17 protein-coding genes, 5 tRNA genes and 2 rRNA genes are annotated in these 23,610 nt (G+C 32.7%); 22 read left to right on the top strand and 2 right to left on the bottom strand.

The genetic code is table 11. The features are described from left to right. Positions 1-79: 79 nt before the first annotated feature. From GXM21_RS10395 to GXM21_RS10380, 4 genes are all read left to right on the top strand, one after another. Positions 80-155: transfer RNA gene (locus tag GXM21_RS10395), tRNA-Ala, on the top strand. 230 nt (positions 156-385) lie between these two features. Next, positions 386-1,192, top strand: coding sequence for a molybdate ABC transporter substrate-binding protein (modA, locus tag GXM21_RS10390; RefSeq protein ID WP_008539798.1), 807 nt, complete (start codon positions 386-388; stop codon positions 1,190-1,192). 71 nt (positions 1,193-1,263) lie between these two features. Further along, entirely contained in the window at positions 1,264-1,926 is a 663-nt protein-coding gene (gene modB, locus GXM21_RS10385) for a molybdate ABC transporter permease subunit (RefSeq protein WP_008539799.1), read from the top strand. A 10-nt stretch (positions 1,927-1,936) separates the two neighbouring features. Next, positions 1,937-2,992 carry a sulfate/molybdate ABC transporter ATP-binding protein gene (locus GXM21_RS10380; RefSeq protein ID WP_008539800.1) on the top strand — a complete coding sequence of 352 codons (1,056 nt, stop codon included), beginning with the start codon at positions 1,937-1,939 and terminating at the stop codon, positions 2,990-2,992. A gap of 83 nt (positions 2,993-3,075) precedes the next feature. Here the strand turns inward: GXM21_RS10380 and GXM21_RS10375 are convergent, their stop codons facing one another. Continuing rightward, positions 3,076-4,500 (bottom strand): HAMP domain-containing sensor histidine kinase, encoded by a 1,425-nt coding sequence (locus GXM21_RS10375; RefSeq protein ID WP_008539801.1) that lies wholly within the window; start codon positions 4,498-4,500, stop codon positions 3,076-3,078. Positions 4,501-4,741: 241 nt separating this feature from the next. On the opposite strand from GXM21_RS10375, the gene GXM21_RS10370 reads away from it, so the two are divergent. The 7 genes from GXM21_RS10370 to GXM21_RS10340 all read left to right on the top strand — a co-directional run bounded on the left by GXM21_RS10370 (position 4,742) and on the right by GXM21_RS10340 (position 9,071). Beyond that, positions 4,742-4,818 (top strand) — tRNA-Ile (locus GXM21_RS10370). A gap of 224 nt (positions 4,819-5,042) precedes the next feature. Continuing rightward, positions 5,043-7,955 (top strand): 23S ribosomal RNA (locus GXM21_RS10365). 80 nt (positions 7,956-8,035) lie between these two features. After that, positions 8,036-8,152 (top strand): 5S ribosomal RNA (gene rrf / locus GXM21_RS10360). A 31-nt stretch (positions 8,153-8,183) separates the two neighbouring features. Beyond that, positions 8,184-8,260, top strand: a tRNA-His gene (locus tag GXM21_RS10355). Positions 8,261-8,267: 7 nt separating this feature from the next. Next, positions 8,268-8,343 (top strand) — tRNA-Trp (locus GXM21_RS10350). 47 nt (positions 8,344-8,390) lie between these two features. Further along, positions 8,391-8,480: transfer RNA gene (locus GXM21_RS10345), tRNA-Ser, on the top strand. Positions 8,481-8,624: 144 nt separating this feature from the next. After that, entirely contained in the window at positions 8,625-9,071 is a 447-nt protein-coding gene (locus GXM21_RS10340) for a hypothetical protein (RefSeq protein ID WP_008539805.1), read from the top strand. Positions 9,072-9,134: 63 nt separating this feature from the next. On the opposite strand, the gene GXM21_RS10335 is transcribed toward GXM21_RS10340, so the two are convergent. After that, positions 9,135-9,653: a helix-turn-helix domain-containing protein gene (locus GXM21_RS10335; RefSeq protein WP_008539809.1), complete on the bottom strand. Its 519-nt coding sequence runs from the start codon at positions 9,651-9,653 to the stop codon at positions 9,135-9,137. Positions 9,654-9,827: 174 nt separating this feature from the next. Between GXM21_RS10335 and GXM21_RS10330 the strand changes: the two genes are divergently transcribed. The 11 genes from GXM21_RS10330 to gloA2 all read left to right on the top strand — a co-directional run bounded on the left by GXM21_RS10330 (position 9,828) and on the right by gloA2 (position 23,521). Beyond that, the gene (locus GXM21_RS10330) at positions 9,828-10,106 is read left to right on the top strand and encodes a hypothetical protein (protein ID WP_008539810.1); all 279 of its coding nucleotides are present in this window, start codon (positions 9,828-9,830) and stop codon (positions 10,104-10,106) included. A gap of 64 nt (positions 10,107-10,170) precedes the next feature. Next, on the top strand, positions 10,171-14,640 hold the full coding sequence (locus GXM21_RS10325) for a YadA-like family protein (protein ID WP_008539811.1): 4,470 nt from the start codon (positions 10,171-10,173) through the stop codon (positions 14,638-14,640). 98 nt (positions 14,641-14,738) lie between these two features. Further along, positions 14,739-15,161, top strand: coding sequence for a DUF3887 domain-containing protein (locus GXM21_RS10320; RefSeq protein WP_008539812.1), 423 nt, complete (start codon positions 14,739-14,741; stop codon positions 15,159-15,161). 89 nt (positions 15,162-15,250) lie between these two features. After that, a complete protein-coding gene (locus GXM21_RS10315) occupies positions 15,251-15,670 on the top strand; it encodes a hypothetical protein (protein ID WP_224169225.1) in 420 nt (139 codons plus the stop codon). 439 nt (positions 15,671-16,109) lie between these two features. After that, positions 16,110-17,423 (top strand): nucleobase:cation symporter-2 family protein, encoded by a 1,314-nt coding sequence (locus GXM21_RS10305; protein WP_008539815.1) that lies wholly within the window; start codon positions 16,110-16,112, stop codon positions 17,421-17,423. A gap of 93 nt (positions 17,424-17,516) precedes the next feature. Continuing rightward, positions 17,517-18,263, top strand: a complete 747-nt coding sequence (locus GXM21_RS10300) for a GntR family transcriptional regulator (protein WP_008539816.1) — start codon at positions 17,517-17,519, stop codon at positions 18,261-18,263. Between the two features lie 26 nt (positions 18,264-18,289). Then, positions 18,290-18,766, top strand: coding sequence for a nucleoside deaminase (locus GXM21_RS10295; protein ID WP_008539818.1), 477 nt, complete (start codon positions 18,290-18,292; stop codon positions 18,764-18,766). 252 nt (positions 18,767-19,018) lie between these two features. Then, on the top strand, positions 19,019-20,224 hold the full coding sequence (locus GXM21_RS10290) for a dicarboxylate/amino acid:cation symporter (protein ID WP_008539824.1): 1,206 nt from the start codon (positions 19,019-19,021) through the stop codon (positions 20,222-20,224). An 18-nt stretch (positions 20,225-20,242) separates the two neighbouring features. Further along, positions 20,243-21,592 (top strand): amino acid permease, encoded by a 1,350-nt coding sequence (locus tag GXM21_RS10285; protein ID WP_008539826.1) that lies wholly within the window; start codon positions 20,243-20,245, stop codon positions 21,590-21,592. Between the two features lie 187 nt (positions 21,593-21,779). Beyond that, entirely contained in the window at positions 21,780-23,129 is a 1,350-nt protein-coding gene (locus GXM21_RS10280; RefSeq protein ID WP_008539827.1) for an amino acid permease, read from the top strand. 11 nt (positions 23,130-23,140) lie between these two features. Then, complete coding sequence (gene gloA2, locus GXM21_RS10275) at positions 23,141-23,521, top strand: SMU1112c/YaeR family gloxylase I-like metalloprotein (protein ID WP_008539828.1); 381 nt, start codon at positions 23,141-23,143, stop codon at positions 23,519-23,521. The last annotated feature ends 89 nt before the right edge of the window (positions 23,522-23,610 follow it).

The raw sequence follows: 23,610 nt of genomic DNA, 5'->3' as shown, positions 1-23,610 counted from the left end.
GAGCATGCGTTACCGAGGTAACGGCATGTGTCGAGCACATTCGAGCATTGTTTGGTTTTGAGAGAATATCTCTCTATATGGGGGTGTAGCTCAGTTGGGAGAGCACCTGCCTTGCAAGCAGGGGGTCAGGAGTTCGAATCTCCTCATCTCCACCATATTAAATAATAAGCCTTCGGGCATTAGATAAAGACAGGATAACCTGTCTTTTTTGTTTGTGTAAAAATAAATATATTTTCATATATGGATAATAGAATAAGGAGGAAGACATCAGTGAATAGCATTATGGTAACAATCGCTTCTGTTTGTTTAGTAGCTCTTACAGTTATTAATTTCTAAGAGGGAATAATTTGTAATTATTGTTTTTAATTAGAGAAAGGATTTTAAAATGAAAAGCAATGGCAAAAATATAGTTATATTAGTGATGTTTTGTTTATTAACTGTTGTATTTGCTGGTTGTGGAAATACTTCTCAAGATAATAGTTCTCAAAAAACAGAAAAGCAACAAGAAGTTTATATTGTAGCAGCTGCTAGCATGACAGATGCTATAAAAGAAATTGGTGCAAATTATGAAAAAGAATATCCAAATGTGAAATTAACATATAACTTTGGAAGTTCTGGTGCCTTACAAACACAGATAGAACAAGGGGCTCCTGCTGATGTATTTATTTCAGCAGCACAAAAACAGATGAATGCCCTAGATGAGAAAGGATTAATTGATAAGTCCACGCGTAAAGATTTATTGGAGAATAAAGTGGTTTTAATTGTGCCAAAAGACAGTGAATTATCTTTAAATGATTTTGCTGATGTGGCTACAGATAAAATCAATAAAATAGCTTTAGGTGAACCAAAAGCTGTACCAGTTGGACAATATTCAGAAGAAATCTTCTCTAATTTAAAGATACTAGACGCTATGAAACAGAAGGCAGTATATGCTTCTGATGTACGTCAAGTTCTCGGTTGGGTAGAAACAGGCGAAGTAGATTGCGGTATAGTTTATGCTACAGATGCAGCTATTTCTGATAAAGTTAAAGTATTGATGGAAGCACCAGAAAATACGCATAAACCTGTAGTTTATCCAATAGCGATGGTAAATTCCTCTAAAAATCCAGATGTAGCAAAAGATTTTATTGCATATTTATCTCAAGATGCACAAAAAAATATTTTGGCAAAATATGGATTTAACGTAAAATAATAAAATATATAGCGACAAATTAAAGCAGATTAATGCTTTAGCTTGTCGCTATTTTCATTTGAGGTGAAAATATGGATTTTTCTCCATTATATATTTCCTTAAAAACAGCGGGACTTGCTACAATAATTACTTTTATTTTAGGTATATATGCAGCTAGATTTATTTGCAAATTAAAAAAATATCAAGGATTTATAGATGGCATCATCACTTTACCTTTAGTTTTGCCTCCTACTGTAGTGGGTTTTTTCTTATTGTTATTTTTAGGAAAAAATAGTTTTATTGGACAATTTTTAGCTGTATTTGATATTAATATAATTTTTTCCTGGCCAGCTACTGTAATTACAGCAGTTGTAGTTTCTTTTCCATTGATGTATAGAACGACGCGTGGAGCTTTTGAGCAGATAGATAAAGATTTGATTTTTGCAGCGAGAACTTTAGGTATGAGTGAAGAAAAAATCTTTTGGAAGATTATATTACCTTTGGCAAAATCCGGTATATTAGCAGGTGCAATTTTATCTTTTGCTAGGGCTTTAGGTGAATTTGGAGCGACAATTATGCTAGCGGGTAATATTCCAGGAAAAACGCAGACAATGTCTACAGCTATTTATTCAGCAGTGCAAGCAAATGACCAAGAAACGGCTTTTGTTTGGGCAGGGATAATAATTGTTGTATCATTAATGGTAATGGTATTGATGAATTATTGGTTAAAACAGCAACAAAAAGTCAATAGTTGAGGTGAAGTAAATGGCTTTAGAAGTAGCAATAAAAAAATATTATCCTGATTTTAGTTTAGATGTGAATTTTTACACTGAAAAAGGAATTTTAGGTGTATTAGGTGCATCTGGTTGTGGTAAGAGTATGACTTTAAAATGTATTGCAGGGATAGAAACACCAGATGAAGGTAAAATAATTCTCAATGGTAGAGTTTTGTTTGATAGTGAAAAAAAGATTAATTTATCACCACAAAAGCGAAATATAGGCTATTTATTTCAAAATTATGCGTTATTTCCTCATATGAATGTTGAAGAAAATATTGCTGTAGGTATAAAAATTAAAGAAGAGCAAAAAGAAATTATAGCTAAGTATTTAAAAATTTTTCATTTAGAAAATTTAAAAAAGGCTTATCCTAAAAATTTATCAGGAGGGCAACAACAAAGAGTAGCATTAGCTAGAATTTTTGCTTCACAGCCTGATATATTAATGTTAGATGAACCATTTTCGGCTTTAGATGATTTTTTGAAATGGCAAGTTGAATTAGAATTAGCAAAAGTTTTAAAGCTTTATGGTAAAAATGTATTATTCGTTTCCCATAATAGAGATGAAATTTATCGTTTTTGTGATGAAATTATGGTATTATCACAAGGAAAAACTGTGTCTTTTAGCACTAAAAAAGATTTATTTGAAAAACCAAATTCAATAGCTGCTTCTAAATTGAGTGGTTGTAAAAATCATTCACGCATAGAGAAAATAGACAAGTATTTATGTAGAGCTATTGATTGGAATATAGATTTAACAGTTACTAGTGAAATAAGTGATAAAGATAGATACATAGGCATTAGAGCCCATGAATTAATGATAGTTGATGATAAAGAAAGAAAAAAAGATATAAATGTAGAAGAAGTCATCATTGATGAATTAGTAGAAAATATTTTTAGCATAGTTATAATGTTGAGAAAAGAAAATGCTAAACAAGCCATTCGTTTAGAAGTCAGCAAAGAGTATTGGCAAAATAATAAAAGAATTGGCGATACTATATATGTAAAATTACCTCAAGATAAGATTTTTCTTTTAGATAAGTAATAAAAAAACTCATTTCAATGAAATTGACTATAAAAAAGATATATTTTCATAGTTAATTTAAATATTGAAATGAGTTTTTTATTTTATTTGCTAATTGTAAATTTAAAAACAGTATATTTATCAGACTGTTTTTCTGTTGTCAATTTTATTTGATGTAAACTAGCTAGATGTTGGGCAATTTTTAGTTCAATGCTATTTAAGATAGTATCATCTTCTGCGGTCTGATAAAATTGAGGGAACATTTCTGGTAGGTGTTCGACAGATATTTCATCATTATTGTTTTGCATATAGATATAATAATTGTTATCATCTTCTAAAATCTTTATGATTAAATCACTTTTTTGAGGATAGATTTGAAGTGCTTTATCTAAAGTTTCACAAAACATTTGTTTAAGACGATTTTTATCTCCTGTAAATAAAATGATTTCTTTAGCTAGACTTATTTTTAAATCTATCTTTATATTTTGTTCCTTAGCTACTTTTTCACGAGCTTTTATACTATCTTGAAGAATTTCTATTAAATTGAGCAAATCTTTTTGAAGTGTAAAATCTTTATTATCTAATTGAGATAAATCTAAAAGATTACTAGCAATCATATCTAGTTTATCAATATTTTTTTGCATTTGTTTTAAATATGGCTCAGGTATATTGGATTTTTTTTGAGCTAATTCTTGTATATCATGTTTTAATTCTTTTAAAGGTGTATGGAGTTTATAAGCTGTTTTTATGATTAAATTATTATCAGATTGAGCTTTAGCTTTAGATGTAGTTTCGAGATTTTGTAAATATAAAGAAAGACGATTTAAGTTTTGAGCTAGTTGAGCTATCTCATCATTAGCTTTTGTTTTTATATGGGAAGTATAATTATGGTGCAAAATCTTTTCAATAAATTGATTTAATACTTCTAAAGGTAAAACGTATTTTTTTAGGAGAACTTTTAAGAGAAGTATTAAAATTACAAATAGAACTATAGAACAAAATAGCATTAAAGCAATTCCATCATACCAACTGAATTTTAATGTAGGCATTTTGCTATGAAACAGCAATGCTCCTTTGACATTACCTTCACTATCATATATAGGAACACCAACTGTAGTATAATGTGGCTGTGTATATATATTAAAGGTTTGAGTGCGAATATTTTGACCGTTTAAAATGGATTGAAGGTCATTGGCTGCTTGAGCTGGAAGTTGGTCATAAGTTAATGCTGGATTAAAGCGAGAACCTACAATTTGCAGTGTATTTTTATCTACAAGCCATATTTCACCTTGTTCTAATATATTTACTAATTGCAAAACATTAGCGTTATATATATTATTTAAAGGATTGTTACCTGTAGACTTACTCAAAATATCAGCTAAAGATAAAGCTGTGCTTTCTAAACGACTGCTTTCTATGTTTTGAGAATGTTGAAAGAATAGATAGCCAAATACTGCACTAAACGAAACAACGAATAAAATGAGTATTGTGGACATGATTAATAAAATTTTATTGATAAGTTTTGACATAATATAACCTCTATAAATAATCATAAAGTGAATTTAAATAGATTTTAGCATAAAAAAGAGAAAGAAAAAACACTTTTCGATGATTAAAAACACTTGAAATATAAAGCTTTTTATAGTTTTTATAAAAATATAAAAAAAAAATCAAAAAAAGTGTTGACAAGAGGCTCATTATTTAATATACTATAGAAGCTGGCTCGTGAGCCAACAAGAAAAAAGCCAAACGGCTTGAACATAAGAATATGGGCCTATAGCTCAGCTGGTTAGAGCGCACGCCTGATAAGCGTGAGGTCACTAGTTCAAGTCTAGTTAGGCCCACCATTATTGATCTTTGAAAACTACACAGAAGAAGAAATGCAAAAAACAAATTCACCATATGAGTAGGCTGTTAATGATTTATCATTTACAGATACTATAGTTAGAACAAAAGTTCTAACCTCATTAAAAGAATTAGCTTCTCTTATGAGTTTAAAGTGGATTGAACCAAGCATTTTAGGATTTAAACAAATTACATTAGCGAAGACAAACGCAAATGACCTTAAGTAAGTTAAGTGAACAAGGGCATACGGCGGATGCCTTGGCGCCAAGAGCCGATGAAGGACGCGGTAAGCTGCGAAAAGGCATGGGTAGGAGCAAGCATCCAGTGATCCATGCATATCCGAATGGGGCAACCCACCATCAGTCATGTGATGGTACGAAAGAGGCAGACCTGGGGAACTGAAACATCTAAGTACCCAGAGGAAAAGTAATCAATTGAGATTCCCTAAGTAGCGGCGAGCGAAAGGGGAAGAGCCCAAACCATGAAACTTCGGTTTTGTGGGGTTGAGGACCGGCAAAAAGAGGAAACTTCTTAGTCGAATGGTTTGGAAAGGCCATGCACAGAAGGTAAAACACCTGTAGGCGAAAAGAAGTCAATCGGGCTGGTATCCAGAGTACTGCGAGACACGTGAAACCTTGCAGGAAGCAGGGGGGACCACCCTCCAAGGCAAAATACTACTTGGCGACCGATAGCGCATAGTACCGTGAGGGAAAGGTGAAAAGAACCCCGGGAGGGGAGTGAAATAGAACCTGAAACCGTATGTCTACAAGCAGTCGAAGCACCTTAAGAGTGCGACGGCGTGCCTATTGAAGAATGAACCGGCGAGTTACATTATGTTGCGAGGTTAAGTGGGAGACACGGAGCCGAAGCGAAAGCGAGTCTTAATAGGGCGACTAGTAACATGGTGTAGACCCGAAACCGCAGTGATCTATCCATGGTCAGGTTGAAGCGCAGGTAAAAATGCGTGGAGGACCGAACCCGTGAGTGTTGAAAAACTTTGGGATGAACCGTGGATAGGGGTGAAATGCCAATCGAACGCGGAGATAGCTGGTACTCCCCGAAATAGCTTTAGGGCTAGCCTCAGGGAAGATTATAGACGGTAGAGCACTGATCTGGCAAGGGGGCGTAAAGCCTACCGACCCTAGTCAAACTTCGAATGGCTATAATTAAGACCCTGGGAGTCAGACTGCGAGTGATAAGACCCGTAGTCAAGAGGGAAACAGCCCAGACCGCCGACTAAGGTCCCCAATGCTGTACTAAGTGGAAAAGGATGTAAGACTTCATAAACAACCAGGATGTTGGCTTAGAAGCAGCCACCATTAAAAGAGTGCGTAATAGCTCACTGGTCGAGAGGCCTTGCGCCGAAGATGTCCGGGGCTCAAGTACAGAACCGAAGTCGCGGCAGGATTATATAATTCTGGGTAGGGGAGCGTTGTATATCCGACTGAAGGTGTACCGGAAGGAGCGCTGGAGGATATACAAGAGAGAATGCCGGTATGAGTAGCGAAAAGAACAGTGAGAATCTGTTCCACCGAAAGCCTAAGGTTTCCTGAGCAACGCTCGTCGACTCAGGGTAAGTCGGGACCTAAGCCGAGGCAAAAAGCATAGGCGATGGACAACAGGTTAATATTCCTGTACCGCTTCAAATCGTTTGAGCAATGGAGTGACACAGAAGGTAGCTTGAGCACGCGAATGGATGTGCGTGTCGAAGGTGGTAGGTTGCAGTATAGGTAAATCCGTACTGTATAAGACCGAGAACTGATAGATAGACGATACTTCGGTAAAGTCAAATTCAAGTGAGCCATGCTGTCGAGAAAAGCTTCTAGTGAGAGATGAGGCGCCCGTACCGAAACCGACACAGGTAGGCGGGGAGAGAATCCTAAGGTGCGCGGGACAACCCTCGTTAAGGAACTCGGCAAATTGTATCCGTAACTTAGGGATAAGGATAGCCGGAGGATGTGAAGGGATTTACTTCTGGAGCGTCAGCCGGTGGCACAAGAGAGGCCCAAGCGACTGTTTAGCACAAACACAGGTGCCTGCAAAAGAGAAATCTGACGTATAGGTGCTGACACCTGCCCGGTGCTGGAAGGTTAAGAGGAGGGCTTAGAGGAAACTCGAAGGCTTGAATTGAAGCCCCAGTAAACGGCGGCCGTAACTATAACGGTCCTAAGGTAGCGAAATTCCTTGTCGGGTAAGTTCCGACCCGCACGAAAGGTGTAACGACTTGGGCACTGTCTCAACGAGGGACCCGGTGAAATTGAAGTACCTGTGAAGATGCAGGTTACCCGCGACTGGACAGAAAGACCCCATGGAGCTTTACTGCAACCTGACATTGATGTTCGGTAAATAACGTACAGGATAGGTGGGAGACGGAGAAGTATTGGCGTTAGCTGATATGGAGTCAACCTTGGGATACCACCCTTTATTTATTGGACCTCTAACTGAAGAAGTAACGACTCTCAGGACAGTATCAGGCGGGCAGTTTGACTGGGGCGGTCGCCTCCCAAAATGTAACGGAGGCGCCCAAAGGTTCCCTCAGCGCGAACGGAAACCGCGCAAAGAGTGTAAAGGCAGAAGGGAGCTTGACTGCGAGTCAGACACGACGAGCAGGTACGAAAGTAGGGCTTAGTGATCCGGTGGTTCCGAGTGGAAGGGCCATCGCTCAACGGATAAAAGCTACCCTGGGGATAACAGGCTAATCTCTCCCAAGAGTCCATATCGACGGGGAGGTTTGGCACCTCGATGTCGGCTCATCACATCCTGGGGCTGGAGCAGGTCCCAAGGGTTGGGCTGTTCGCCCATTAAAGTGGTACGTGAGCTGGGTTCAGAACGTCGTGAGACAGTTCGGTCCATATCCATCGCGGGCGTAAGAGACTTGAAGGGGGCTGCTCCTAGTACGAGAGGACCGGAGTGGACGGACCAATGGTGTACCAATTATCCCGCCAGGGGTACAGTTGGGTAGCTACGTCCGGAAAAGATAAACGCTGAAAGCATCTAAGCGTGAAACTTGCCTTAAGATGAGGTCTCCCAAAGCGAAAGCTTGAAAGACACCTTGAAGATGACGAGGTTGATAGGCCAGGAGTAGAAGTTCAGTAATGAATGTAGCGTACTGGTACTAATATGTCGAGAGCTTAACTTAAAAAAGAAATGACTTGGAGCAAAGTAATCTTCTGAGTGGTTTTGAAAGATTAATATCTTTCAAAAAAGAAAAAGAGAATATCTGGTGACGATGCCTAAATGGTTCCACCTGTACCCATACCGAACACAGTAGTTAAGCATTTAGAGGCCAAAAGTACTTGCATGGAGACGTGCTGGGAGGATAGGAAGTTGCCAGTTAGAGCCTTTAGGCTCATTATAATGGAATATGGCGGCTATGGTGAAGCGGTCAACACGGCGGATTGTGGCTCCGTTATTGCGTGGGTTCGATCCCCACTAGTCGCCCCATTAAATTAGGGGTATAGCTCAATTGGTAGAGTAGTGGTCTCCAAAACCATTGGTTGTGGGTTCAAGTCCTACTGCCCCTGCCATTATAGCATACAGTATTCCATTAAGTTTTATTAAAATTTTATATCATGGAGCGATACTCAAGAGGCTGAAGAGGACGGTTTGCTAAATCGTTAGGCGGCTTCGCCGTGCGAGAGTTCGAATCTCTCTCGCTCCGCCACTTTAAAAATGTAGAGTCTTTGGATTTTATAATCTAAAGGCTCTTTTTGTTTTTATTGACTTGTATTGACTTGTGATGATAAACAAGATATGATTAAGTTAGGATATAATTTTGTATCGGTCATAATAAGAAAGGAACTTTATTATGAAAAAAATAGTTAAATACTTTATGATGGTTATTACCTTATGTATATTTGCTTTAACGGCAAATAGTTTTTCCATGGCTGAAGCTTCAGCATTATATACTCCAGCTAGCTATTGGAATAATGATACAAATTATCCATTAGCATTTTCACAAAACGGTGTAAATAGATATGTTGACGTATCTTCAGCAAAAATTATTGAGCAAGAAGAAAAAGTTGAAGAAAATACCAAAACAGCAGTATTTTCTTATGATGTTGTGATGGTAGATGGGGATAAAACAACAAAATTCACTTATAAAACGATGATAAGATTTGTAAATGATGAAATGTATGTTGCTAGTGCTAGAGGAAATGGCAATGGCTGGTTCCAATTAAGCAGTCGTTCTTTTGATCAACCACAATATAATGCAACGCTGATTTTAGCAGATTATTTTGGGATAAATAAATAAAAAATAATAGTAGAAAAGGCAGTTTATGATTAATTTCATAAACTGCCTTTTTTTAATGGATTTTTATGAACCATTTGAAGAAATGGAAGCTAATAATGTTTGGTTTTTTTCTTCTAGATCTAATTCATATTCAACAATTTTACGTTTTTCTTCTATAGTTAATTTGTGATCTGGTTTTGTTAAAACGGGAGAATTGTCAATATTTTTTGAAGTCAATAATCTTAATAAAGAAAGAAAATGTTGACGATCTTTAGCTGGTAAATTGATATATTTTGTAATAAAAGATATATCATCTATATTTAGATTATATTCATTAGCTAGTTTTTCTAAGTTATCAGTTGCTTTTGGATTGGGTTTATCTTTTATATTTAGATTATCATAAATCAATGAATTTATATCAACATCTAAAGCATCTGTGATAGCTATAAGAGTACCAATTTTGGGATCTTTGATAACAGAAGATAAAATCTTATTCAAAGTACTGAGGGGAATACCTGATTTTTGAGCTAAAACTTCATTAGTATAACCTTTTTCTTGTTTTATTTTTTTTATTTTTTCCAATATAGGTTTAAAGGATTCCATAATATATTATTCCTCCATTTTGGATTATTGAAATAGTATATCATTTATAAATTTTAGTGTAAAGTTGACAGATTTCTAAAAATTTTAATATTTCCTTTGAGGTATTTGACTTTTTCCATAAATGGAAGTAAAATAAAACTAAAATATTTCCATATTTGGAAAGGTGGTGGTATTATGTATAATAATTTAGTTAATGAGATTGTAAAAAAAGGCTATAAAACAGAAGAAATAGCACATATACTAGCTAATTTGCTAAATTGTTCAGAAGAAATTATCGAAAATAAGCTAAAACATGTTGGGGAATTTACATTCCAAGAAGTAATAAAGATAAATAGTGAGATTTTTAATAATGAAATGGATATAAAATATCTATTTACAGAAGAACAAGATAATGAAGCTACATATCATGACGATATTATACAGAAATCAAAGCCGTCTAAATGGTGGATATAAATGAATAGTAGTTATTTTATTATTTTTTGAAGCAATAATTACTAAACCGAGGGAGGATATTTTTATGGCAAGTAATAAAAAAGCCCAGATTTTAGCAGCAGTAATGTGTGCTTCTTCCATTTTTGGAAGTTATACAGTGGTATCAGCAGCAGATACACCTACTAAAATAGAAAGTACAGATAAAAATTCATCTGTAACAGCTAATGGTAGTACTATCACAGCTACAGCTGGAGCACAAGGTAGTCAACAATCTACAATTACTTTAGGTAATAAAAGTTTAGCTATTAATGTTGGTAAACAAACAACAACAGATGGAACTACTTATGGTACATTTACTTTAAATAGTAGTAATCTTGCTGTGAATAATAGTGGTTTGTCTGTTAAAAATACTAAGGGAATTGTAGTGGGTAGTATTAGTAATACAGGAGCTATTACTGGTACAGGATTAACTATAAAAAATGGTACTGGTACTACATTAGCAAGTTTAAATAATAATGGGTTGAATATTTATGATGGTATTAATACGAAAGCAACAGCTACTATTACTAAGGCAGGGGCTATTACTGGTACAGGATTAACTGTAAAAGCAGTATCTGATCCTATTAAACCAGAGGGCAATTATGTTGAATCAAAAGTAACAACTAGTGGAGTAGCAGATACTATAAAACAGGGTGGTTTTACTAGAGCTACATCTAATGTAACAACTAATTCTATAAAAGATACAATATACACTGACAGTGGAACAGAATTGTCATCTATAAATGTATTTAAAAATACTGCTGCAAATGGTATTGAAAATGGTAAAGTATCATTAACAGCTAAAAAAATAGTTACTGATAATCAAACATCAACTACAACAACATCTACTTTAACTTTAGGTGGAGATAATGCAAGTTTAAAAGTAGGTAACTATGGATTTACTGTTGATAGTAATAACAATGTATTATTTAGCGGTAAAAATGCAAGCTTAACATCTACAGGATTAACTGTAAATGGAACAGGAACTTCTAGTATTAAATCTACAAATGCAACAACAGGTGCTATGGGACAAAGCCAAGTATCTTACAATGGTGTAACAGATACAGTAACAAATGGAACAAATACAACAACATCTACAGTAGGTGCTACTGGTGTAACAGATACAGTAACAAATGCATCTAATCAAACACTAGCACAATCACAAGTAAATACTGCTGGTATAACATTAACAGCTAATAAATATGATGAAGAAAATACTAAAACATCATCTTCATTATCGATAAAAGGTGATAGTGCAACATTAACATCAGGTACTGCTTATGTGAAAGTAGATAATACTTTAGGAAATGTAACATTATCTGGTAATAATGCAACATTATCTGGTAGTACATTTACATTAAAAGATGCAACAAATGGAAAAACTTTAGCAAGCTTAGGTGCTAGTGGATTAAGCATTAATAATGCTGATGGTATTAAAGTTGGTGGTATTAGTAATACTGGAAATCTTATAGCTAATGATGGAATGAATGTTACAGATAAGAATTCTAGTTGGGTAAATATTGGAACATCAACAATGAAAAAGGATATAGCAGCTACTACAACTACATCATATGCTGGAATTACTAATAAAATTGATACAACATTAGCTGGTAATAAAACATATACATCTGGTACAGTAGTAGGACCTACAAGTGTAACAACAACTGTACAAGGTAATAATACAACAGATGCGATTTCTGGTAATAAGAATAAAACAACATCTACAGTAAGTGCTACAGGTGTAACAGATACAGTATACAATGTAAAAGGCAATCAAGTAGCTTCTTCAAGTGTAACAACAAATGGCATTGTTAATACAACAACAAATTTAAGTATAGATGGATCTACTAATAATACAATGAGTACTAGTATATATCAAGATAAAAGAGGTATATCTGCAAGTGCTACTAAAAAAGATGAAAATGGAACAGTTGGTACATCAACTTTAACTTTAGCTGGAAATAGTGCAAGCTTGAAAGTAGGTAACTATGGATTTGCTGTTGATAGTAATAACAATGTATCAATTGCTGGTAACAATGCAACATTATCTGGTAGTACATTTACATTAAAAGATGCTAATGGTAAAACAGCAACATTAAATACTAGTGGATTAACATTAAAAGATGAAGATGGTAATACTACTGGTGGTATTAGTACTACAGGTGCTGTTACTGGTACAAGCTTAAATATTACAGCTAAAAATACAGCTGGAAATAAAACAACATCTACAGTAGGTGCTACTGGTGTAACAGATGCAGTGTATGGTACTGATGGAGCTAGAGTAGCATATTCAAATGTAGGAACAGGTGGCATTTCTAATACAACATCTTTAAAAACTACTACAGGAAAAATAGATACAGCGATTAATCAGAATACATCTGGAGTAGGTATTAGCTCTACAAAATATGATACTAATAATAATGTTACAGACAAAACATCTGTTAGTGTAAATGGTGGTACATCATCTATTACTTCTTATGGAAACTATATTTATGGTGAAGATGGAAAAGCAACATCTTATAATCAAGCCTCTATAAGCTTAAATGGTAATACTGGTACAGCTACAATAAGAGGTGGTAGTAACACAGCTTCTTCAACATTGACTCTTAATGAAGCAGGTGTAGCTTTATCTGGTAAAAATGTAGGCTTAAATGCAAATGGATTAACATTGTACAAAGATGTTGATGGTGTAAAAACTCAATATGCAAGCTTATCTACTGGTGGTTTAAGTGTAAATGGTACAGGTAGTACTACTATTAAATCTACAAATGCAACAACAGGTGCTATAGGACAAAGCCAAGTATCTTATAATGGTGTAACAGATAGCTTTACAAAAGATGATGTAACAAATTCTGTAACAACAAATGCTAATGGAACAACTTTTTCAAGTACAGGAAATGGTTCTACAACAATAAAAGGTGACACAATAAAAACTACTAATCTTATAGTTAATGGTAAAGATATAGGAGGAGTAGCTACTGATGTAGCAGGTATTGATCGTAATACTGAAAACGAAGATGGATTAGGTTATTATACTCAAATTGAAGGAAAAACAAAAATATATAACACAGGTCGTTTTTCTACAGCTAATGGTAATTTTGTAGTAGATCCATATGGAAGCATAACATCAAAAGCTGGTAATTACCGTTTTAATATGGATAGAACAAATGGTTTTGATTTGGGCTATGCAGCAACAACTAGTTTCACTTTAGATAACACAGGTGTAAGTCTTGGTTTTAGAAATAACAGTTTTATATTAGATAAAAATGGTGCAACATTTATAAATGCTAATGGAGAAAATGTATCTTTTACATCTATTAATGGTGGAACTATTACAACAGGTGAAACTGTAATAAATGGTTCTTCAATCACTACAAAAGATTTATATGTAGATAATATTCATTTGAATGGTGCTATTACAGATGGTAATGGTAATGTTGTAGGTGGAGGAGATTTATCACTTGGTGCAGATGGTACATTAGATCTTAAATATAATGCTAATGGTATTACTAATACTTTTGTTAGTGGTGCAACAGGGGTTCATTCTTCCTTTAGCAATGGTACAACAACAGCTAGCAGTAGTGTAGGATATATTGATGATAAAAATACAATAGGAATTAAAGATCAAGTAGGAAATACTAGTGTTACTACAACTACTGATGGTACAACATTTGCAAATGGTAGTGGTTCTACAACAATTAATGGCGGTAATATTACAACAACTGGTGATGTAACAGTTGGTGGAGATTTATCTGTTGGAGATAACTTTAAAGTTGATGGAACAACTGGTAATGTAACTGGTGGAACATATAATGGAGTACAAATTTCTACAGATAAAGATGGTAATGCTATAATTGGTGGCACAAATATCGGCGACTTAGCAACAAATGAAGAAGTAAATAAAGTAAATGATAAAGTAGATGCAGTTGATAATAAAGTTGGAGATACATCAAAACTTGATAAAGAAATTACAGACAATCAGAATTATAAAGATAATCCAAATCTTGTTGGTGCAGTAAATGCCGAAGCTGATATTCGTCGTAATGAAATTTCTAGAATTGATGGTCAGATTGAACAATTAGATGGTAGAGTAGGTAGTTTGGAAAATCGTATGAGTGATGTAGAAGATCGCATTGATAAAGTAGGTGCTATGTCTGCAGCTATCGCAAACCTTCGTACTATGGGATTTGACCCAGAAGCTCCAACAGAAATCGCTATTGGTGTAGGTCAGTATAAGAGCGAAACAGGTCTTGCTCTTGGTGTATTCCATTATCCAAATCAAGACTTCATGCTCAGTGCAAGCATTTCCACTTCTGGTGATGAAGTAATGGGCGGTATCGGTGCTACATGGAAACTCGGTCGTAAATCTGCTGCTGAAAAAGCAAAAGATGAAGAAGCAAGACGTCTTGAAAAAGCTGAAGAAATGAAAAAATTAGCTCAAGATGCAAAAGTAAAAGCTCAGGCTGAAAGACATGCTAAATTATTAGCAGAAAGAGAAGCTCAAAAAACAGCTTAATAGTTAAATTATAAGTTATAAATCTAGAGGATAAGCGACAGATATTCTGTCGCTTATCTATTATAAAAAAATAGTGATAGTAAAGGACGTTGTTTAATATGAAAAAAGTTATATTTACAGTAACATTAATTATGATGATGGCTTTTAGTGGATTATGTTTTGCAGCTGATGGTAATGATTTAAATAAAGAACAAAAAGTAGCAGAAACTTTTATGGAAGTATTTACTAAAGATCAAATTCCTGCATATGATGTAGTTAGTAAAGATTTTTCAGATACCTTAAAAACAAATGTAAATGAAAAAGCTTACAAAGATTTATCTAAACAAATCAAAGAACAATATGGTAATGTCAAAGAAGTTAAGTTCTATAATTTTCAAAGATTTGACCAAGGCGATAGAGTAACTTATGTAGCAGCATTTGATAAAGAACAAGCTGTAGCTATTATGCTTGCATTTGATAAAGACAAAAAATTAACAGATTATGTATTTACTCCATTACAAGTAGAAGAAGCTTCTAAATAATATAGGTAGTGAATATGGACATTCTAAAAGATAATATAGGCATAATAGGAGTTTTTTTTGTAGTTATTATAGGTGTGGGTATATTTTTTTTGAGTAAACCTGCAAAACCAGTAGAAGCACAATCAAATAAAATGATTGGAGAAACAAATATTGGTACTGTATATATAGATACAGATACTATAGAAACAGTAAAAAAAGATGGACATTTTTATTTAATAGTATCTGCTGAAGAACACTACAAAGAAAGTGATTTTTTAACTGAACTTAGAAAAGGTGAAGATTTAAAAGATACTGTTTCTTCATTAACATTATATATGTTTACTAATGATGGAAGATATTATTGTATGCCACAAAGATATTTAATTGATTCACAAGGTAAAGTTTGTGGTGATTTAGGTTCTAGTATGCAATTACAAATGATTGATGATGAAATAATTTTTAAGATTTATACAAATGCATTAAAAACTTTAGAAGATAAAAATCGTTTTCTAAAAATGATGGAGAAATAAATGCATTTAAATAAGATATGCCCAGTTTGTCATCAATCTTTCGAAGCTAGAAGAAAAGATCAAGTGTATTGTACCTATTATTGTCGAAAAAAACATCATAAAGAAACATACTATAGCAAAAATAGGATTGTAGAAGATATAAATGATGAAGAAAATACAGGAGTTATACTAAGACAATTTAGATGTAAAAAATGTCATGAATTAGTAACAGTTGTGAATAAGCATGATAGGCGAACTATTTTTTGTTCACCTCGTTGTGAAAAGTTATATTGGAAACATCCTAAAAAGATAATAAATAAAAATTAAATATTGTAAAGAAGAAAGTAAAAGAGGAAATTAAATTTTTTAATTTAATTTCCTTTTTTTATTTGCTTTTTTTTATTTTTTATGTATAATAATAAAGGTAATAGGTATTACCTTTTAAGAAAGAGGGTTGATTATGGAACAAATTGGGAAAAAAGACTATATTAATGAAAAAATTCCTGTAAGTAAATTAACAATATTAGGGTTTCAACATGTATTAGTAATGTATTCAGCGGCAGTAATTGTGCCAATAATTTTAGCTAATGCTTTGCAATTATCTAATTTAGATTTAGCTTTTTTGATTTCGGCAGATTTATTTACTTGTGGTATTGCTACTTTTTTACAATCCTTTGGTATTGGTCGATTTATTGGAATCAAATTACCAGTAGTATTGGGATGTGCAGTAATAACTTTAGGTCCTATGATTTCTATCGGTAAAACTGGTGGAATGACAGTTTTATATGGTGCAATTTTATTATCTAGTGTATTAGTTTTTGCGTGTTCATTTTTTATTAATAAGATTATTAAATTCTTTCCACCAATAGTAATAGGGTCTTTAGTAACTATCATTGGTTTTTCACTAGTTCCTTTGGCTTTACAAGATATGGCAGGTGGAATTGGAGCAGAAAATTTTGGTGATCCAATAAATTATTTAGTTGCTATTTTTGTATTGATAATTATTTTGTTGATAAATCGTTTTTGCAAAGGTTTTGCAAAATCTATAGCTATTTTAGTAGGCTTAATTTTAGGTACAATATTTGCTAGTTTTTTTGGTATGGTAGATTTATCTCATCTAAATGATGCAGATTGGTTTAAGCTTATTCATCCATTGCATTTTGGTGCTCCAGAATTCACATTCAACAGTGTAGTTGTAATGTCTATCTTTTTAGTTATTAGTGTAGCTGAATCTGTGGGGATTTTTTACATGATTGCTGATATTTGTGAAGTGAAAATAACGCCAAAAGATATAGCAAATGGTATTCGAGCTGAAGGTTGTGCTCAATTTTTAGGCGGATTATTCAATTCTTTCCCATATGTTACCTTTTCTGAAAATGCAGGACTTATGACTGTTACAGGCGTAAGAAATAGATTTGTATTAGTAGCTGCAGCAATTATTTTAGTTATCTTAGGTCTTGTTCCTAAATTTGCGATGCTCACTACATTAATTCCTCATCCAGTATTAGGAGGAGCTATGATATGTCTATTTGGTACAATTGGTGCAAATGGTATTAAAATCTTATCTAGTGTAGATTTTAAAAAGAATGAGAATATTATTATTGTAGCTTGTAGTATTGGTATTGGTTTAGGAACAACTGTTACACCAGGGCTTTTTAATGAAATGCCAGAAATTTTGAAAATGCTTCTAGAAAATGGTATTTTTACAGGCACTGTTACAGCTATTATTTTGAATACTTTATTTAATTATAGTGAAATTTTTAAAACAAAATAAAATATGGATATATCTGGTAGAGATAAATTGACAGCTTGATTTTTTCAGTCATATAATTAAAACAAAATTAGTTAATTAGTAGAGGAATTGTAAATGAAATTTTGTAAAGTAAAAGAACAAGCATTGAGTCAATTGACAAAACAATCTATTTTACAGTATATACAATCAATGGATTTATCTATATCAAACAAGCTCCCTAGAGAAGAATTATTGGCTCAAGAATTAGGTGTTAGTAGAATTACTGTAAGAAGTGCATTAAATGAGCTTGCTAGTGAAGGTATTATTTTTCGTAAACAGGGAAAAGGAACATTCGTTAATCAACAAGCTTTGGGCATGAATGTAGTATTTAATCCTATTGGAGATTTACGTGATGTAATTGCTAATAGTGGTTATGAGGTAAAAACAGAAGTGTTATCTACTAATAAGCGTTTAGCTACAGATGATGAAGCTAAGAAATTACAGTTAGATAATAATGAGGAAGTTTTTATTGTTGAGCGAATGTTTTATGCTAATGAGATGCCAGCTATTTATTGTGTTGATAGAATTCCTGTAAAAATAGTTAAAGAGAATTTTTTGCAAAACTGCTTAGATATGTCTATATATAAATATTTTAGCGAATTTTTAAAGCGTACAATTATTTGGGACAAAGTAGAATTATCTACAATAACAAATCAGGAATTATCTTCTTTGACTGATTATTTTAAATGTGAACAAATAACAAGCTTTTTAAATTGCGATATTATCAATTTTGATAATAATGATGAACCTGTCTTTTATGCTAATGAATATGTAGATACAAAATTTATTCATTATCAATTAATTAGACAAAAGAAATATTAATTATAAGTAATTTGTGAGGTAAAATTATGGATCATTTATTTTATTTAAGAAAAGCAATTGAAGTATCAAAAAAATCTCGTGAACATGGAAATACTCCATTTGGTGCTATCTTAGTAGACGGTGAAGGCAATATTTTATTAGAACAAGAAAATATTGAAATCACAGAATATAATTGTAGTGGTCATGCTGAAACTAGCTTAATGATAAAAGCTTCTAAAAAATACAGTAAAGATTTCTTATGGAATTGCACTCTTTATTCTACTGCTGAACCTTGTGCAATGTGTGCAGGTGCTATATATTGGGGTAATGTAGGTAAAGTAGTTTATGGTATTAGTGAAAAACGCCTTTTGGAATTAACTGGTGATGATGAACAAAATCCTACTTTTGATTTACCATGTAGAGAAGTATTCGCTAGAGGTCAAAAAGATATAAAAGTAGAAGGTCCATTCCCAGAAGTGGAAAATGAAGTAGTAGAAGTTCATAAAGATTATTGGAATAAATAATTTAAGATAAATAATAAAATAAGTAATATAGGAAAGCTTGATGAAATCTTAGAAAATATAGATAAGATTTTATCAAGCTTTTTATTTTTAGCTATTAATCATAGAGCATTTTGTAAATAATAAGGTTTATTATGGATAAAATGTATAAAATTTTTATCTTTTTTCTTAAAAATAATGTAAATATGTAAATTTTTTATGGATTGTATGATATAATGGAAAGCGTATTATTTTATAAATTAAGGGTGTGATAATTTGAAAAATCTTAGTATGAGCGCTAAAGTTTTTCTAGGTTTTGGGATAGGGATTATCTTAGGTCTTATTTTTCAAAAAGATATTTTATGGTTACAACCTATTGGAGATTTATTTTTAAAACTCATTAAAATGATTGTTGTTCCTGTTGTATTTTTATCTATTATTAGTGGAATATCTAGTATAGGTGATATTGGAAAATTAAAACGCATAGGAACAAAGGTAGTAGGGTTTTATATTGTAACTACAGTGCTTTCTGCAATTATTGGTCTTATTGTGGCACATATAATGAAGCCAGGTGCTGATTTTGCTGTAAGTCAAATTGTAGATACAGGCGAAGTGATAAAACCTGCTGAGCCAATGACTGTTAGCCAGACTATTTTGAGCATGGTTCCTGATAATCCGATAACAGCTTTAGCTACAGGTAATTTAATGCAAATTATCGTATTTGGGGTATTTATTGGTATTGCGATAACTATTTTGGGTGATAGAGTAAAAAATATTAAAAAAGTTATTGATGAAGCCAATATTATTATGTTTAAAATCACAGATATGGTAATGCAAGTAACTCCATTTGGGGTAACTGCTTTAGTTGCTTGTAGTGTTGGCGAATATGGTTTATCTATTTTTAATATTTTAGGTAAATTTATTTTAACTCATTACATAGGTGCTTTTTCTGTAGTGTTATTTATGTATGTATTTATTATTAAATACATTGCTAAGATTTCATTGAAAGATTTCTTTACTAAAATTACAGAGGTTTGGTTAGTAGCATTTAGTACAACAAGTAGTTCTGGTACTTTACCTGTTAGCTTACGTGTTACTGAAGAAAAATTTAAAGTAAAAGATGAATTGGCATCATTTACTTTGCCTATTGGTGCAACTATCAATATGAATGGGATTGCTGTATATTATGCTGTTACTGTATTATTTGTAGCTCAAGTATATGGTGTAGAACTTTCTTTAATGCAACAAGTGATGTTTATCTTTATGACTACATTGATTTCCATAGGTACTCCTGGTATTCCAAACAGTGGCATTGTATTGACTATAATGTTACTTACAACAATGGGGCTTCCTATTGAAATTATGGGTATGATAGTTGGTATCTTCCGTTTAATAGATATGATTCATACTGCACTCAATGTAACAGGCGATGTAGTAAGTACATTGGCTGTAGCACGTATTGAACATATGTATAAAGAATAATTTTAAAGGTGGATTATTATGAGTGATGAAAATAATAAAATGAAGCGAGGGCTGAAAAATCGCCATATGCAAATGATTGCACTTGGTACTTCTATTGGTACGGGGCTGTTTTATGGTTCTGCACCAACAATTAAATTAGTAGGTCCAGGGATTATTTTATCTTATGCTTTAGCTGGTGTTTTCATTTTCTGTATCATGAGAATGGTAGGGGAAATGTCTGTAAAAGAGCCTGTTTCTGGTTCATTTGTTTATTTTGCGAATAAATATTTAGGTCCTTTTGCAGGTTATTTAGCAGGTTGGAATTATTGGTTTTTATATTTATTAGTTTGCTTTGCGGAATTATCTGCAATTGCTATTTATGTAAATTATTGGTTTCCTGATGTACCTCATTGGATAACAGTTTTAGTCTGTATTGTAGTAGTAACAACTGTAAATTTAATCAATGTAAAAACTTTTGGTGAAGCAGAATTTTGGGCATCATTTATTAAAATTTTAGCTATCTGCTGTATGATTGTATTTGGTTTTTATTTGATATTTACAACAATGGGACCATTTCCTGATAATTTTAGTAATTTATGGAATAATGGTGGCTTTTTCCCTAATGGTGCTTGGGGATTTGCACAGTCTTTAGCTGTAGTTATGTTTTCTTTTGGCGGTGTAGAATTAATCGGTATTGCAGCAGGAGAAGCTGAAAATCCAGAAAAAACTTTACCAAGAGCTATAAATGAAGTATTGCTTCGTATCTTAATTTTCTACATTGGTACTATGGTAGTATTGATGACACTTGCTCCATGGGATGAAGTTGGTTTAAATGCTAGCCCATTTGTACAGATTTTCTCTAATATCGGTGTTCCAGCGGCAGCTAATATTTTAAACTTCGTAGTAATTGTAGCAGCACTTTCTGTATACAATAGTAGTTTATATAGTACATCTCGTATTTTGCACAATTTGGCGCAAAATGGAAATGCACCTAAGATGTTTGCTTCTTTATCTCGTCGTGGTATACCAATGGTAGGTATTTTGGTATCTACAGCAATTTCTTTATTGCTTGTAATTTTGACTTATATTTTACCTGAAAAAGTTTTCATGTATTTATTATCAACTGTAGTTGCAGCACTTGTTATCACATGGGCAACTATAGCTATAACTCATATGAAATTTAGAATGAAATTCATACAGGAAAATCGTTTGGATGAACTTCATTTTAAAGCATTTTTATTCCCGTATATTAATTATTTTTGTTTTATTTTCTTAGCTGCTATTGTAGTGATTATGTTCTTTATGGAAGACATGAGAATATCTTTAGGGGCATTAGTAGTTTGGGTAGCATTTATTTATATAACATATAAATTGAGAGCAAAAGTATAATAAGGTATGAATTAAGATGAAAAGCATTAACTATTGATTTTTGATAGTTAGTGCTTTTTGTCTGTAATTTTTATACATATTATTTTATTATTTATAGGGATTTTTTATTTGTTTATTGTAAAGTTGATAAGGTAAATGATAATATATTATTTATGTTTTTAGATTTTATTAAAAAAGGTGGATAGATATGGATAATAATGAACACAAAATGAAGAGGGGCTTAAAAAGTCGTCATATGCAAATGATTGCTTTAGGGGCTTCTGTTGGTACAGGTTTATTTTATGGTTCTGCACCAACAATCAAATTAGTAGGGCCTGGTATTATTTTATCTTATTTATTAGCAGGGATTTTTATTTTCTTTGTCATGAGAATGTTGGGTGAAATGTCTGTTAGAGAACCAGTATCTGGTTCTTTCAGTTATTTTGCTGATAAATATTGGCATAGATTTGCAGGTTATTTAGCAGGTTGGAATTATTGGTTTTTATATATGATAGCTGGTATGGCTGAATTATCCGCAACAGCAACATATGTCAATTTCTGGTTACCTGATTTTCCACAATGGCTCACTATTTTAATTTGTATTTTAGTAATTATAACTGTTAATTTAATCAATGTAAGTTTTTATGGTGAATCAGAATATTGGGCATCATTTATTAAAATAACAGCTATTTGCTGTATGATTGTTTTCGGTTTGTATTTAATTTTTACAACAATGGGACCATTCCCTCAAAATTTCAGTAATTTATGGGTAAATGGTGGATTTTTTCCTAACGGTGCTTGGGGCTTTGCGGCTTCTTTAGTAGTAGTTATGTTCTCTTTTGGTGGTGTAGATTTAATTGGGATAACAGCAGGAGAAGCTGAAAATCCAGAAAAAACTTTACCAAAAGCTATAAATCAAATTTTAATTCGTATTTTAATTTTCTATATCGGTACTATGGTAGTATTGATGAGTCTTTCTTCATGGGATCAAGTTGGTCTTCAAGGCAGTCCATTTGTACAGATTTTCTCTAATATTGGTATTCCAGCAGCAGCTAATATTTTAAACTTTGTTGTATTAGTAGCAGCATTATCTGCATATAATGGTATTTTATATGGTACATCTCGTATGCTTTATGGTTTAGCAAAAGAAGGAAATGCACCAAAAATTTTCGCTTCCTTATCTCGTACTGGTATTCCAATGGTAGGGATTTTAGTATCAGCAGTTATTGGTATAATTCTTGTAATAATGACATATTATTTCCCTAAAGAATTATTTATGTATTTATTATCTATTGTAGTAGCTGGCTTAATCATCAGCTGGTTTATTATCACTATTACACATATGAAATTTAGATTGAAATTTACTCGTGAAAATCGTTTAGATGAACTTAAATTTAAATCTTTATTTTATCCATATACAAATTATTTCTGTATCTTGTTCTTAATTGCAGTAGTAGTGATTATGACACAAATACCAGATATGTTGATTTCTATAATAGTTTTACCTATTTGGGTAATATTTATTTATATGACATATTTATTTAAAAAGAAAGATTAGAGGTGTAAATCATGAATTTAGAAGTAATTCATCATGTGGCAATTATCGTATCTGATTATGCGAAATCTCGTCATTTTTATGTAGATTTATTGGGTTTTGAAGTGATTAGAGAACATCATAGAGAAGATAGAAATGATTATAAGCTAGATTTAAAATTAGGTAGTTGTGAATTGGAGATTTTTGGTAAAGCAGATGCACCAAAACGTGTAAATAATCCGGAAGCTTGTGGACTTAGACATTTAGCTTTTAAAGTGGAATGTATAGAAAAGACTGTAGCAGAATTAGAAAAATTGGGCATTGAATGTGAACCAATTAGATGGGACGATTTTACGCAGAAAAAAATGACATTTTTTAAAGACCCTGATGGACTGCCATTGGAATTACATGAATAGAATATAATAAAAAGAGATTTATGAATTTGTTTATATAGAGCAAAGGTAATAAATCTCTTTTTATTTTAATAATCTTTTAATTTATTTCT

Source organism: Megamonas funiformis, from assembly GCF_010669225.1.
In the GTDB taxonomy this organism is placed as follows: domain Bacteria; phylum Bacillota; class Negativicutes; order Selenomonadales; family Selenomonadaceae; genus Megamonas; species Megamonas funiformis.
Note: the sequence above shows the minus strand (reverse complement) of the source record. Positions and strands in the feature narration are given on the sequence as shown.

Coding starts and splice junctions, on each gene's coding strand:
- GXM21_RS10320 (WP_008539812.1), top strand. CDS start 14,739: ATGAAAAAAGTTATATTTACAGTAACATTAATTATGATGATGGCTTTT.
- GXM21_RS10295 (WP_008539818.1), top strand. CDS start 18,290: ATGGATCATTTATTTTATTTAAGAAAAGCAATTGAAGTATCAAAAAAA.
- GXM21_RS10305 (WP_008539815.1), top strand. CDS start 16,110: ATGGAACAAATTGGGAAAAAAGACTATATTAATGAAAAAATTCCTGTA.
- GXM21_RS10330 (WP_008539810.1), top strand. CDS start 9,828: ATGTATAATAATTTAGTTAATGAGATTGTAAAAAAAGGCTATAAAACA.
- GXM21_RS10335 (WP_008539809.1), bottom strand. CDS start 9,653: ATGGAATCCTTTAAACCTATATTGGAAAAAATAAAAAAAATAAAACAA.
- GXM21_RS10340 (WP_008539805.1), top strand. CDS start 8,625: ATGAAAAAAATAGTTAAATACTTTATGATGGTTATTACCTTATGTATA.
- GXM21_RS10325 (WP_008539811.1), top strand. CDS start 10,171: ATGGCAAGTAATAAAAAAGCCCAGATTTTAGCAGCAGTAATGTGTGCT.
- GXM21_RS10380 (WP_008539800.1), top strand. CDS start 1,937: ATGGCTTTAGAAGTAGCAATAAAAAAATATTATCCTGATTTTAGTTTA.
- GXM21_RS10375 (WP_008539801.1), bottom strand. CDS start 4,500: ATGTCAAAACTTATCAATAAAATTTTATTAATCATGTCCACAATACTC.
- gloA2 (WP_008539828.1), top strand. CDS start 23,141: ATGAATTTAGAAGTAATTCATCATGTGGCAATTATCGTATCTGATTAT.
- modB (WP_008539799.1), top strand. CDS start 1,264: ATGGATTTTTCTCCATTATATATTTCCTTAAAAACAGCGGGACTTGCT.
- modA (WP_008539798.1), top strand. CDS start 386: ATGAAAAGCAATGGCAAAAATATAGTTATATTAGTGATGTTTTGTTTA.
- GXM21_RS10280 (WP_008539827.1), top strand. CDS start 21,780: ATGGATAATAATGAACACAAAATGAAGAGGGGCTTAAAAAGTCGTCAT.
- GXM21_RS10285 (WP_008539826.1), top strand. CDS start 20,243: ATGAGTGATGAAAATAATAAAATGAAGCGAGGGCTGAAAAATCGCCAT.
- GXM21_RS10300 (WP_008539816.1), top strand. CDS start 17,517: ATGAAATTTTGTAAAGTAAAAGAACAAGCATTGAGTCAATTGACAAAA.